This is a genomic window from Chitinophaga sp. W3I9, assembly GCF_050434025.1.
Lineage (GTDB): Bacteria > Bacteroidota > Bacteroidia > Chitinophagales > Chitinophagaceae > Chitinophaga.
The window spans coordinates 1031034-1044142 of record NZ_JBNPWC010000001.1 but is presented as its reverse complement, the minus strand read 5'-3'; the positions used below and the strand labels follow the sequence as shown (position 1 = coordinate 1044142).

The 13109-nt window shown below is 45.2% G+C and carries 12 protein-coding genes; 4 read left to right on the top strand and 8 right to left on the bottom strand.

Annotation, left to right across the window (positions count from 1 at the left end; translation table 11 throughout):
* Positions 1-90: 90 nt before the first annotated feature.
* On the bottom strand, positions 91-1275 hold the full coding sequence (locus QFZ51_RS04555; RefSeq protein WP_429043637.1) for a GTP-binding protein: 1185 nt from the start codon (positions 1273-1275) through the stop codon (positions 91-93).
* A 97-nt stretch (positions 1276-1372) separates the two neighbouring features.
* The gene (locus tag QFZ51_RS04550; protein WP_429043634.1) at positions 1373-1831 is read right to left on the bottom strand and encodes a MerC domain-containing protein; all 459 of its coding nucleotides are present in this window, start codon (positions 1829-1831) and stop codon (positions 1373-1375) included.
* A 202-nt stretch (positions 1832-2033) separates the two neighbouring features.
* Between QFZ51_RS04550 and QFZ51_RS04545 the strand changes: the two genes are divergently transcribed.
* The gene (locus tag QFZ51_RS04545) at positions 2034-2660 is read left to right on the top strand and encodes an SCO family protein (protein WP_429043631.1); all 627 of its coding nucleotides are present in this window, start codon (positions 2034-2036) and stop codon (positions 2658-2660) included.
* Between the two features lie 14 nt (positions 2661-2674).
* Positions 2675-3109, top strand: coding sequence for a Fur family transcriptional regulator (locus QFZ51_RS04540; RefSeq protein WP_079471705.1), 435 nt, complete (start codon positions 2675-2677; stop codon positions 3107-3109).
* 52 nt (positions 3110-3161) lie between these two features.
* On the opposite strand, the gene QFZ51_RS04535 is transcribed toward QFZ51_RS04540, so the two are convergent.
* The 3 genes from QFZ51_RS04535 to QFZ51_RS04525 form a co-directional block, all read right to left on the bottom strand.
* Complete coding sequence (locus QFZ51_RS04535) at positions 3162-4883, bottom strand: M3 family oligoendopeptidase (protein WP_429043628.1); 1722 nt, start codon at positions 4881-4883, stop codon at positions 3162-3164.
* A gap of 207 nt (positions 4884-5090) precedes the next feature.
* A complete protein-coding gene (locus tag QFZ51_RS04530) occupies positions 5091-5765 on the bottom strand; it encodes a DUF5606 family protein (protein ID WP_370909104.1) in 675 nt (224 codons plus the stop codon).
* 93 nt (positions 5766-5858) lie between these two features.
* Entirely contained in the window at positions 5859-7571 is a 1713-nt protein-coding gene (locus QFZ51_RS04525) for a lamin tail domain-containing protein (protein ID WP_429043625.1), read from the bottom strand.
* A gap of 148 nt (positions 7572-7719) precedes the next feature.
* Here QFZ51_RS04525 and QFZ51_RS04520 point away from each other — a divergent pair, with 148 nt between their 5' ends.
* Positions 7720-8709: an aspartate-semialdehyde dehydrogenase gene (locus QFZ51_RS04520; protein WP_370909102.1), complete on the top strand. Its 990-nt coding sequence runs from the start codon at positions 7720-7722 to the stop codon at positions 8707-8709.
* A gap of 315 nt (positions 8710-9024) precedes the next feature.
* A complete protein-coding gene (locus tag QFZ51_RS04515; protein ID WP_079471700.1) occupies positions 9025-9276 on the top strand; it encodes a hypothetical protein in 252 nt (83 codons plus the stop codon).
* A gap of 211 nt (positions 9277-9487) precedes the next feature.
* Here the strand turns inward: QFZ51_RS04515 and QFZ51_RS04510 are convergent, their stop codons facing one another.
* The 3 genes from QFZ51_RS04510 to QFZ51_RS04500 form a co-directional block, all read right to left on the bottom strand.
* A complete protein-coding gene (locus QFZ51_RS04510) occupies positions 9488-10147 on the bottom strand; it encodes a DUF2461 domain-containing protein (protein ID WP_429043622.1) in 660 nt (219 codons plus the stop codon).
* Positions 10148-10300: 153 nt separating this feature from the next.
* Positions 10301-11386: a porin gene (locus QFZ51_RS04505; protein WP_429043619.1), complete on the bottom strand. Its 1086-nt coding sequence runs from the start codon at positions 11384-11386 to the stop codon at positions 10301-10303.
* A gap of 289 nt (positions 11387-11675) precedes the next feature.
* Entirely contained in the window at positions 11676-13067 is a 1392-nt protein-coding gene (locus QFZ51_RS04500; protein ID WP_429043616.1) for an ammonium transporter, read from the bottom strand.
* Positions 13068-13109 lie beyond the last annotated feature (42 nt).

The following is a 13109-nucleotide window of genomic DNA, read 5'->3' as shown; positions in this document are numbered from 1 at the left end:
GGATAGTAACAATGGATCACACTTCCAATTTAATTTTCAACAAAACTATCTTCTATTTTTATACTTGTCTTAATTATTTTTTAGATTAGTCTAAATATCAGGAAAAGGATCTTTAAAAAGATGACCATCCCGGAAATTTGTAATCTCGGATTCTGTGCACAGGCAGCTGTCGAGATCAATGATGATATCATGCGTATCCAGCCCCTGGCCTATGATTACCAGTTCATTATACCTGTCTGCAAAGCGGGTATCCCAGCGGTTGGTGATGAGTTCATAGGTTTCGGGATCCATTTGCCATTGCCCCCGGGGAATGGCACACCACCAGTAGCCCGCCTTTTCTGCGCGCAGTGATCCGCCGGCCTGGCTCCAGTTCACCGCTATATCCGGCCGCGAAGCCAGCCAAAACAATCCTTTACTGCGGATAATATTACCAGGCCAGCGTTCATTGATATACTGCCAGAAGCGTTCCGGGTGAAAGGGTTTGCGGCTGCGGTATACAAAAGAAGAGATGCCGTATTCTTCCGTTTCAGGGGTATGCTCATTTTCCAGTTCGGCCTGCCAACCGGCACTTTGGGAAGTGGTGTCAAAGTCAAAAAGACCGGTGTGCAGTATTTCATTCAACGGCACCTGGCCTTTGATTGATTCCACGATGCGGGCAGTGGCATTTAGTTTACGCAGTACGGCTTTCAGGTTGCCCAGTTGGTCTTTTGTTACCAGGTCGCATTTATTCAACACAATCACATTGGCAAACTCCACCTGGTCGGTCAGCAGGTTCACAATAGTGCGCCGGTCAGCCGCATCATCCGTTAAGCTTCTGTCCTGCAGTAACGACATGCTGCTGTAGTCGCCGATAAAATTATACGCATCCACTACCGTCACCATTGTATCCAGCTGGCTTACCGTAGTAAGGTCAATGTTGTTGGCTTCATCCTGGTAGCAAAAAGTTTGCGCCACAGGTATTGGTTCCGAGATCCCGGTAGATTCTATCAGCAGGTAATCAAACCGTTTCTCGGCGGCCAGTGCAGCTACTTCCTTCAGCAGGTCTTCCCTCAAAGTGCAACAAATGCAGCCGTTGCTCATTTCCACCAGGCGTTCTTCCGTTTTGTGCAGCGTATTTTCATTCTTCACCAGTTGCGCGTCGATATTCACTTCGCTCATGTCGTTAACAATAACGGCTACTCGAAGATTTTCGCGGTTGTGCAGCACGTGATTAAGCAGCGTAGTTTTCCCCGCGCCGAGAAAACCACTCAACACCGTAACAGGTAATTTTTCCATGTGTGATAAGTTATATTGCTATAGGACTGTGTATTTTAGTTGTGGCACTGTTTATAAGCCCCGGGTGATACGACCCTGCTGTTTTACAATCAAATTGTTATAATCCTTCTGCTGTCAAATGCTGTTTACCGGATGATGGCCCCAGGTGATTATGAACCCCGTGTTTCCCATTGACGCATTGCTTACAACGCTTCAGGTTTAATATATGCGCAGTCGTTACTCCCGCCGCGCCGGCAAAGATGATAGCGGGTGTCCAGAACCCGCCGGCCACCCCGAAGTGCCCTCCCACTAACAAGGCAAATCCCGCGGTGAAGATCAGCAGCGGCGCTATGCGCCGGTGAAGTCTGAAATACCCGCGCCCCAGCGATAAACAACCCACGCCAAAGGAGAAAGACAACAAGCCATACTCCAGCATTTCATTTTCCAGTACATGCGATCCTATCAATGGTAATACCGTGAGCAGCAAGGGGAGTAAGGCACAGTGCACGGCGCACAACAGGGATGCCCCTATTCCAATAGTGTCCAAACTCATCTTCTTTAAAATATTCACTTCCATGTTCCCATTTTTCTATCCGAACAAAACTACGTAAATTTGCAACAATGTTGCAAATTAAAATATCTCTTATCTTCAGATAATTTATTTTTTCAACTATAAAATGTTGCAGGCGTGTTAAAAAAATAAGAGATGGGCGGTACTGATGGGCATCTGTTAACTATGTGCTACCTTTGTATATCGAATAAAACAAGGAATCATACCTATGTCGAAGAAAGCAATTATACTGATTTCATTTTTTGTGTTGTTGAGCGCAGGCTTCCTGACCTATGCGGGTTATATTATTAAGGGAGAAACAGGCACCTTCTTTGGAAAAGATAAATTGCCTCACCTGGGCGCGCCGGGACATACCATCCCCGGCTTTTCCTTTACCGACCAGGATGGCCGCACAAAAGCGAAGGCAGATGTTGAAGGCAAGATCTATGTATCTGAGTTCTTTTTTACCACCTGCACCGGTATTTGTCCGAAGATGAATGCCAACATGGATAGGGTATATGCGAAGTATAAAGACAATCCCAACTTCCTGATCCTTTCGCATACGGTAGATCCCGAACACGACAGCGTACCGGTACTAAAGGCATATGCCGCCAAACATGGCGCTGATTCCAAAAACTGGTGGTTCCTCACCGGCGATAAGAAACAGCTTTACCGGTTGGCCAGGCAGGGCTACCTGGTAGACGATGGCGTATATACCGGGGAAGAAGACTTTGTACATACCCAGTGGTTCGCGTTGGTCGATAAAACAGGACAAATCCGCGGTTTGTATGAAGGCACAAAAAAACAGGATGTAGATAAATTGATTGAAGACATAGACCGTTTAATGGAAGAATAAAGTTTTTTTTCATCATGGGCACCAAACAACAAATAACAGAACGAATTGGCAGTATACTGCGCGAAAGCAAGCTGAGTGTAACAGAAACCCGGACAAGGATCCTGGAACTGTTCATGAAAAGCAACGGTGCGCTGGAACATAGCGATTTTGAAAAGCTGGCCGGTCAGTCGTTCGACCGTGTAACCGTATACCGTACTTTACAAACATTCCTCGACAAAGGAATCATTCATAAAATACCCACTACAGATACATCTGTACGCTACGCTTTATGTAAGTCGGAGTGTTCAGAGCACCATCATCACGATCATCATATTCATTTCAAGTGCGAAGAATGCGGCAATACGATTTGTTTAGATGAAACTGATGTGCCGCAGATACAGCTTCCCAAAGGTTATGCAGCGCATAATGTGGAAGTAGTGGTGAGTGGGGTTTGTAAATCCTGTAAATAAAAAAATGCCTTTGTTAATGCCGCTACGCGGAACGTTAACAAAGGCATCCTTACTATATCTTTTCTATCTCCGCTTTCACAAAATCGGCCAGCTCCTTCACATAGGCCGGAGAAAAATCAAATTTAATTCCTGCGGCTTTATACAACTCAGGCAACGTTTTGGTATTACCTAAACTTAACGCCTGTACGTAATTATTCAGCGCCTGGGTTTTGTTTTCCTTGAATTGCTTCCACATGGCAATAGCGCCTAGCTGTGCAATACCGTATTCAATATAATAGAAAGGTACTTCAAACAGGTGGAGTTGCTTTTGCCAGGTGATGGCGCGGTAATCTTCATGACCACTCCAGTCAACCACAGCAGGGGAGAACTCATTCAGTATTTCGAGCCATTTGGCGGTTCGTTCTTCTGTAGTGTGCTGCGGATGTTCGTAGATCCAGTGCTGGAACTTATCGATGGTGGCAATCCACGGAAAAATGGTGATGGCTCTTTCCAATTGCTGCAAGCGTGCACGGCGGAGCTGTGTTTCATCATCAAAGAAAATGTTCCAGTAGTCCATGGTAAATAATTCCATGCTCATGCTCGCTACTTCCGCAATCTCCATTGGGTATTCCTTGAAGGCGCTGAGTGCGAGGTGATGACTGAGGAAAGAGTGTACCGCATGCCCACCTTCGTGTACCATGGTGGTAAGATCTTTCATTTGGCCGGCGGCATTCATAAAAATGAAAGGCACGCCTGTTTCTGCCAGCGGGCAGTTATAGCCTCCCGGCGCTTTACCGTTGCGGCTTTCCAGGTCGAAGCGCCCCATTTGTTTCATTACCCGGAGGCAATTGCCAAAGAAGGGGCCCAGTTCATCAAAAGTAGCAATGGCTTTATTCACCAGCTCTTCACCTGTATGGAATGGCTCCAGTGGCTTCACGCCCACTGGTTCTGCCTCTGTGTCCCACGGGCGCAGGGTGTCCAGCTGCAGTTTGGCTTTTTGCTTTTCCAGGATCTGTTGTACCAGCGGAACAATGTGCGCTTTAATGGCTTCATGAAACTGGAAGGCATCTTCTTTTGTATAGTCGAAGCGACCGAGTTCTTCGAATTTATAATCACGGTAATTTGCGAAGCCGGCATTCTTTGCTACCTGGTCGCGTTTTAAAATCAATCCGGTGTACAGGTCATCCAGTGCTTTCCTGTCTTCCAGGCGGCGGGCGCCGGTTTTGGTGAACACTTCTTCCCGCAGGGAGCGGTCGCTGTTTTCCAGGAATTTAGCAGCCTGTTGCAGGGTATATTCCTGGTCTTTTACTTTGATGGTCATTTTACCTGCAATAACACCGTACTGTTGCGCCATTACGCTCAGTTCCGCCTGGATAGGAATGTTTTCCTCCCGGAACAGTTTCACCTGTTTCTCTACATTGCGGAGATAGGTTTTATACAGGTCGGGGTCTAATCCCTTTACAAACGGACTTTCCAGCAGTTTTTTATTGAGCGCATCTGCATAGGGTTGCAGTTTGGGCTGAATTTCCATACAGAAGTAGGCAAAGGCTTCTTCGAGCGATTTATCGGTGATATCGCAGGTCATGCGGATCTGGCGCCAGCAAGCGTCTTCACTGATCACTGCTTCCAGTTCACTCATGTCTTTCAGCCATTTTTCCAGGTCGTGCACACTGTTGATTTTTCTTTCCTTCAGCGCTTCAAAGTAAGGCTGCAGGGTATCCCAGGTGGTTACTTTAAAATCTTCCGGAAGAAATGTACGCGGTAGTTTCTTTATATCTGCACTTAGTTTATCCATGCTATCTGCTATTTTTAAATTTTTCGGATGTAGAAATTTAGGCAATTTTACGCTAATGCCCGGTGTTTCCGGCTAAAAGAATCGTTAAATATCGGAAGGCTAAAACGATTCAGGCTTCTATTTACAGAAAATGATCTCTGTAAATAGAAGCCTGAAATATTTTGCCGGCAGATGATTGTTTTGATCATCAAACCGCCCGGATCCTTACTATTCTTCTGTTTTCTTCTTGCGTGGCTTAGCAGCTTTTTTAGGCTCTTCACCTTCTGCAGCCGGTGCGTCATCTTTCTTAGCTTTGGCTTTCTTAGGTGCTTTTTCTTCAGCGCCTGTTTCGCCTTCTTCTTTTTCAGCGGCCTTTTTAGCGCGTGGCTTCTTAGGCTTTTCTTCTGTAGCTGCTTCTTCAGAAGCTTCAGGAGCTGCTTTCTTCTTTTTCTCCGGAGCAGCGGTTTCTTCTACTGCCACTTCTTCCACTTCTCCTTCACCTTCGGCGAGGATCTCATCAAATTTCAACAGATCGTTTGCTTTGAGGATACCAAACCATTTTACCATCTTCTTCATATCACTCACATACACTCTGTCTTCATCGAATTCAGGGAATACGCTTTTGAAATAAGCTTTGATAGCATTGTTGTCTGCTTTACCGGCTACAGGCGGGTGTGCCGCTGCCTTTTCCTCCATGGCCTTGAATACCTCAGCCAGGTTTACGTTTTCGCCGGTAGTGAATACTTCAATACTTTCCAGTGGAGTAAAATTATGCACGCGGGAAGATACAAACCTTGTACTTTTATCTTCCAGTGACCTTACGATGGCGCCATCTTGTTTACTGGCTACTAACTGAAACAAACCGCCCAATCCGGTTACTGCAACAATTTCTCTGTACTGCATGTTCAAATTTTTAGGAAGCGCAAATATAAATAATTATAATAGATTGCCCGCGGCTATTTTTAGCTTGCAAAAAGCGGGCAACGGGGGCGTGCGTCAATTCAACTTTCGTGCCATGACCACCGTGCGTTTACAGCGTTTTACGTAGCCCTGAAGATTAAATATCTCTATAAAAAATATATAAATCCCTGACGGTAAAACTACTGCATTTTCACCAATTCCATCCCACGGCAAATATCCGGTATTTCCCATCAAAATATTGTGGGCCAGGTATCTCACCGGTTTGCCCTGCAAATCATATACGGTAACATTACCCATGAAGCCCGGGCCGGGCAGTTGCCAGGAAAGCTGTGTTACATCCGTTGTTCCGTCGTGATCAGGTGAAAACACTTCCGGCAACAATGCAATATTTAGCGAATCGTCTGCATTGCCCCGGCGCTGGGAATTGGGCCATCCCGGGGTGGCGTATCCTGCTGTAGCAGCGGCAGAGTGCCAGTTGGCCGCATCAGAAGCGGGAAGCTGGTACGCCAGCCGCTCCAGCGAAATACCCTGCAACTCACTGGCCAGCGGAAAGTGTTGTCCGCTGGTATATGGCAATTCATCAATAACCATACTATCGGCCCGCAGCAGCACAACATCCCCACCGTCCAGCGGCATGGAGGGCAGGCTGCTTACTTCCTGGATATTTTCCTGCGACCGGCAGTTATAATAACTGCAAAGCAAATTCTTGTTGGTGGTAAATGCCAGCAGGTGCCCGGGCATCAGCAGACGGCCGCTGGTGGTTATCTTTTTAAAAGTACTTAATCCGCCACCGGCGGTACGTGCGCAAAGGCGTAGCTCATTTAAGTTCACCACTTTACGGCTCGCGTTATATAGTTCAATAAATTCGGGGATACCGGTGGGCGGGTAAAACAATACTTCATTAATTAATACGTCGTTGCCAGCCGGTGGTTGTGATATGCCAAGTGTTGCACTGTTGTAGATACTGCTGGTAGCCCCATTGCAATCTGCCAGTCCGCTGGTATTAATAGTATATACCTCCTCTGGCCGGATAACAGCATCCAGTTGCAGTTCCACACTGTTAAACAGCGGAGGCTGTACCCGGCAGGCCGTTATGTGTATTCCGCCAGTAATCTGATAACGCGCAGGATCTGCTGCCAGCACACTATCCAGCGTTTTACTGAACTGTAACAACACCCGCATGCTATCTGCAATGGCAGCAAACAGCAGGTCTGGTTTGGAAAGATCCGGGGTGTTCGCGGCCGCAGCATTTACGGAGCCGGGCGTGCCACCGGCAGAGGCAGTACTGGCCATCCAGTTTGCTTTTCCACTGCAAGGAAATGCCGTATTGATCATTTCCAGGCTGATTCCGCCCTTGCCGGCCTTTCCGCCTGCGTACCATCCTTGATGATAATCTACCGCATGTATCACCCTTTTGAATGCGTCATATAAAACAATCAGCGCGCTGTCGTCTGCCACTGCCGGAAAACGGTCTATTCCCCTGATATTGGGAATGTTATAACTGCTCACTGCTGCCTGAGCGCATAGCACCAGCAAACTGTCGGGTTGCAGCAAATACGCTGGCAGCAGCACTTCCCGCTTATTTACCGCTAAACGCCAATTGCTAAGTTGCACAGGTGCAGTGCTGATATTCCGCAGTTCTATGTATTCATACGGTGGCAAACCTAATACAGGAGTGGGTTTGGGCATCACCTCGTGGATAATCACGTCATAAATAGCCGGCGCCTGGGTAAAACCGGTGAGGGCCTGCAGTAGCAGCAGGCAGGAACAAACAATGGGTAACCGCATGAATAATTATTTTATAGCTTTCAAACTTAACATTCTGTTGATCGTCTGGTGTTAATGCCATGTAAATGGTAAAAAAAAATCTTAATGTTATGAAAAGCGGGGGCTATATGTTAATTTTGGGCTTCCAAAATTAAAAATGTAAAACAAAATGAAAGTTGCCGTAGTTGGAGCGACCGGACTGGTAGGCTCAAAAATGTTACAGGTGTTAACGGAAAGGAATTTTCCCGTTACTGAATTGATTCCCGTGGCTTCTGAGAAGTCCGTTGGTAAGGAAGTAACATTTAAGGGCAAGACCTGGAAGGTGGTGAGTGCGGATACGGCGATTTCTATGCAACCAAATGTGGCTATCTTTTCTGCCGGTGGCAGTACCTCCCTGGAGTGGGCGCCTAAATTTGCAGCGGCAGGCATTACTGTAATTGATAATTCCAGCGCGTGGAGAATGGACCCTACCAAGAAACTGGTAGTGCCGGAAGTAAACGGCGATGCTATTACGCAGGAAGATAAAATTATTGCCAATCCTAACTGTTCTACTATTCAGATGGTGCTGGTACTGAAACCCCTGCACGAAAAATATAAAATCAAAAGGGTAGTGGTATCTACCTACCAGTCGGTAACCGGCACCGGTGTAAAGGCAGTGACGCAGTTAATGAATGAAAGACAAGGTATTACCGGTGAAATGGCGTATGCTTACCCGATAGATCTGAATGTTATTCCGCAGATAGACGTGTTTCTCGATAACGGCTATACGAAAGAAGAGATGAAGATGGTAAATGAAACCAAGAAAATTATGAGGGACGACAGCATCCTAGTAACGGCTACGACTGTACGTATTCCGGTAATGGGTGGTCATAGTGAAGCGGTGAACATAGAGTTTGAAAATGAATACGATGTGGCGGAACTGAGGGCATTGCTTGAAAAAACACCTGGAGTAATCGTTGTAGACGATCCGTCGAAGGCTTTATACCCAATGCCAAAGGATGCACACGATAAGGACGAAGTGTTTGTGGGCCGTATCCGCAGGGATGAAACACAGCCTAAAACAGTGAATATGTGGATAGTAGCAGACAACCTTCGCAAGGGGGCTGCTACCAATGCCGTGCAGATAGCAGAATACCTTACCGGTAAAAACTGGCTGTAATCATACTGTTGTGCTATGTAATTTAGGAGTATACCACTCTTAATAGCACCTCCCGTATATGACTATACGAAAATATATTTATAACTCGTTAAGAGCAAGCATTTTACCGCTTGCTCTTTTTTGCGCGTGTTACAAAAGCATAACACACAAACCTTAAAAATTACACGGAAGTAGTATTGATTTGTGCGGGATAAAATCCAATTTTGGTAGTGATAATCCTATGCCAACTTAACTCTTTGAAAAAGAAGAGAAGTCCAATTTTAGAGATGCCGGTATTTTTCGTTATTTTCTAATCAGAAAACACCCTTAAGTCCTATGAAAACCAACACCAATCGAGAGCTTCTGTTAATGCACAAGTTCACCGAAGAGTGGAGCACTAATTTCTCTTCACAAGTATCCAGGATCATGAACATCGTTGATCAGCAGGATACGCTTGACGGAATTATACCGATTATTGAAGTGGCCAATGTTTACAATCAACGTTTTGCTCACGCGCGCACGGACAAGGAAAATCTTTTAAAGAATCGCAAAGCGCGGCCGTTCGAATTCCTGATTCACAAGAATTAAGCCGGAGAAGTATTTATTAGTTTATCAGGTAGTCCGCTATCATGAAATTACCAGGAGAGAATAAAGAACCATTTGCATATCTATTGGTTTGGATACTGGGTATTGGTTGCGGTGTACTTTTTTTAATGATGTTTGCAGCCACTGTTTACATGTTAGTAACAGGCAACTATTAAAAGGTTAACTATCTGATAAACTAATAAACTACTTTACATTAGTCCATGGCGCGGTTAATGAACTGCAATAAGGGTTGCATCAGTGCAAATGTCTTCAGAATTTCCTTTACCATAGCAGGTTGTATACACGCCTCATCTGTAAACGGGTGAGACACAATCACGCTTTTCAGTTTTAGATACGCGATAGCCGGGTTATCTGGCTGATATCCCTGCGGAGCTGTTTTAAGAGCATCGCCCTCTACCTTCCCAAAGTGTTTGATAAATTCTTTATTAGAGATGATTTGTTCAAATTCCCGGAAATTATAGTCGATTTCCTGGCGGAGCTTTTTCAGTTCCGGAGCTGCCGGCATCCAGATACCGCCGCCGGCAAAACTATTGCCTCCTGGTTCAAGTTGAAAATAATAACCGGCAAACGCCGATTTTTTGCCACCTGCCTGAAAAGAAGCACCGAGATTGGTTTTATAGGGAGTTTTGTCTTTTGAAAATCTGACATCCTTGTAAATACGAAACACACAGTCTTTCACCTGGAGCCCCTGCATGGTGGCATCCTGTCTTGCCAAACCATCTATCAGCTGCTGTACCATGCTTTCAAAATCGGCCTTGGCCGCCATGTACTCGGTTTTGTGTTCATCGAACCAGACTTTATTATTATTCAGCCTGAGTGACTTAAGAAATTTTAACGTGGACGGCTGCAACATTACTTCTTTTTCCCAGCAAGATAATACAAATCATTTATGGTTTTTTGAATTTTGAGGGGCCATTTGGAGAGGTTTAAAAAAACAGATGCAGGATGTAAGCCGGAAGGCGATCTCTTCCCGTGGCAAACTCCTGCACCTGTTTGAATGCAACTTTTAGAAGTGGTAGGTGGCGGCTAATAAAACATTGGATGTGATATCAGCAGGTTTACCATCCGACTTGCTGAAAATATCTGCGGAGGCTTTATCCAGCCTGAACTCCGGCATAATAGTAAGGTTTCCTACCTTATAGTTAAAGGTGAGTGTACCGGCAACTACATTACCTCCATCCGGTACGGCTCCAAAAACTTTAAGCCCGTCTTTATCACTGAAATATTCTCCACGAACTGTTAATCCGATCTTGTCAGTGAAATCGAGGTTCACGTACAGCGCATTGCCCCACCATTTTGCGTTTTCGCGGGTGCTTTTAGGTGCACGTGTGTCGGTATAGGTGCTGTAGGTAGCGTTATATCCCAAACCGAATACGGTGTTGATCTGGTAAGTGGCTACCAGGTCTACCTGGTGATTCTGGATACCGAAAGTATCTTTTCCTTCCAGGTAATTCAGGTATAATTTGATGGGTGTTTCTGCCGGGGCAAAGCCCAGCTGAGCACCAATATATTTGTGGCTGTTAAGGGTAACTGATTTCAGATCGGTAGGATTAAATACGCCTACCATAGCGCTTAAAGAAGAGGTGAGTGCAATATCTGCCTTCACACCTGTATTAAAGAAAGGGCCGTAGCTGAACATATAGCTCATGCTATAGTTTCTGTTGGCGTAGGCATCTACCAGTTCGTAACCAATGTGGGTGGCGAAGCTACCGAGACTTATTTTTACTTTCTCAGCTACCTGGTAAGATACATACAATTGTTTAATAGCCATTGACAGGCCATTAGCGGAGCCGGGAACATCGTTATAGGAAAACTCTCCGGCTCTTTTGCCGAAGCCGAGGTCGGCAACGATGCTACCATTTTTAAATCCGTGTTCTACTTTCAGCGATACCATTCCCAATTCGAAAGAGTTGTGGGAGTTGGTAAAGCTGGTTTTATTATCAGTATAATTTCCGTTGAGATTGTATTTATAATACACATCTGCAGATCCTGATAATTTAAACGCGGGAGCAGATGTACTATCTGTCGTGGATTGTGCCATGGCAACGAGGGTGCTGCCCATGGCAAATAAGGTCGTTAACATTCTTTTCATACTTATAAATTTGGTTGATAAAATGGTAAGTACTAATGCGGCCTTTTCTCACGGATTGTTTCGGGGGTGCGTGCTACCGTATCTTCTGATGCTACATTCAGAAAAATAGAAGGAATGGATAATCAGTAATCAATGATTGGTGCGAGTTTCACTTATTTACAGCAAGTTTAACTACCAATTATCCATTCCAGGTTCTTACAACGTAAAGTATATGCGTTTAATAAAGTTGATAAAGATCGTACTCAAAGAACTGTAACTCATTTTTGATACCTCTGAAAGGAATTGTTTTTCAGGAGTGAATCAGTTCGTCTTCTTCTTTCAGTGAACCGTTGTCGGAGATACTGATCATAGAAGGATGATAGTTTTCGTTGTGCTGTGTAACATCCAGACCCAGTTCTTCTTCTTCTTCAGATACGCGCAGTGGGTGAATCAGGTTGATGAGTTTGAAGATACCGTAAGATACAGTGAAGCTGTAACCTACTACCAGTAACAGACCCAATACCTGGTTTTTGAACAGTTCGAAGTTGCCGTAAAGCCAGCCATCAGTACCAGCTGAATTGACAGCCTTGGTAGCGAAGATACCGGTGAGCAGCATACCTACCATACCACCTAAACCATGGCAAGGGAATACATCGAGTGTATCATCAATGCTGGTTTTGGATTTCCAGTGTACCGCAATATTAGAAATGATAGAGGCAATGAAACCGATGAATATACTTTGCGGGATAGCAACAAAACCAGCAGCAGGAGTGATAGCCACCAGACCAACTACCGCACCGATGCAGAAGCCGAGGGCAGATGGTTTGCGTCCGCGGATTACATCGAAGAATACCCATGCTAAACCGGCAGCAGCAGTAGCTGTGTTAGTAGTAGCAAAAGCGGAAGCTGCGAGGGCGTTGGCGCTCAAAGCAGAACCTGCGTTGAAACCGAACCAGCCGAACCAGAGTAAACCGGTACCCAGTAATACAAAGGGAATATTTGCAGGTTGTAATTCTTTCTTTTCGATATGATCCTTTCTTCTTTTCAGTACCAGGGCGCCTGCCAGGGCAGCGCAACCTGCAGAAATATGTACCACTGTACCGCCGGCAAAATCCAGAACACCTAATTTAAACAGGATACCATCCGGATGCCAGGTCCAGTGTGCAATTGGTGCATATATCAGCAAACTGAATAACACCATGAACAATACATAAGAAGTGAAACGGATCCTTCCCGCTACTGCTCCAACTACCAGTGCAGGAGTGATGATTGCAAACTTCATCTGGAAGAGCGCAAACAATAACAGCGGAATAGTAGGCGCCAGGCTCCATGGAGCTCCTGATCCTACATTCTGAAACATAAAGAATGTACTGGGATCTCCAATAATGCCATTAACAGATTTACCAAACGCCAGGCTAAATCCAACTACTAACCAAACGATGCTGATTAAGCCGGTAGCAATGAAACTTTGCATCATGGTAGAAATCACGTTCTTCTTATTTACCATGCCTCCATAAAAGAAGGACAAACCGGGAGTCATCAAAAATACCAGGGACGATGCTACAAGAATCCAGGCGATATCAGCGGAATTATATTTGCTGGCATCAGCAAAACTTGGGAGGGCAGGCATAAAAATTCCAACTATTGCGATGAGCGCAAGGAAAATGAAGGGGAGATAGTCCTGAAAAGATATTTTCTTCATAGCGTTTGATTTTTAAATTTCTTAAATAAAAGTAGGTCCGAA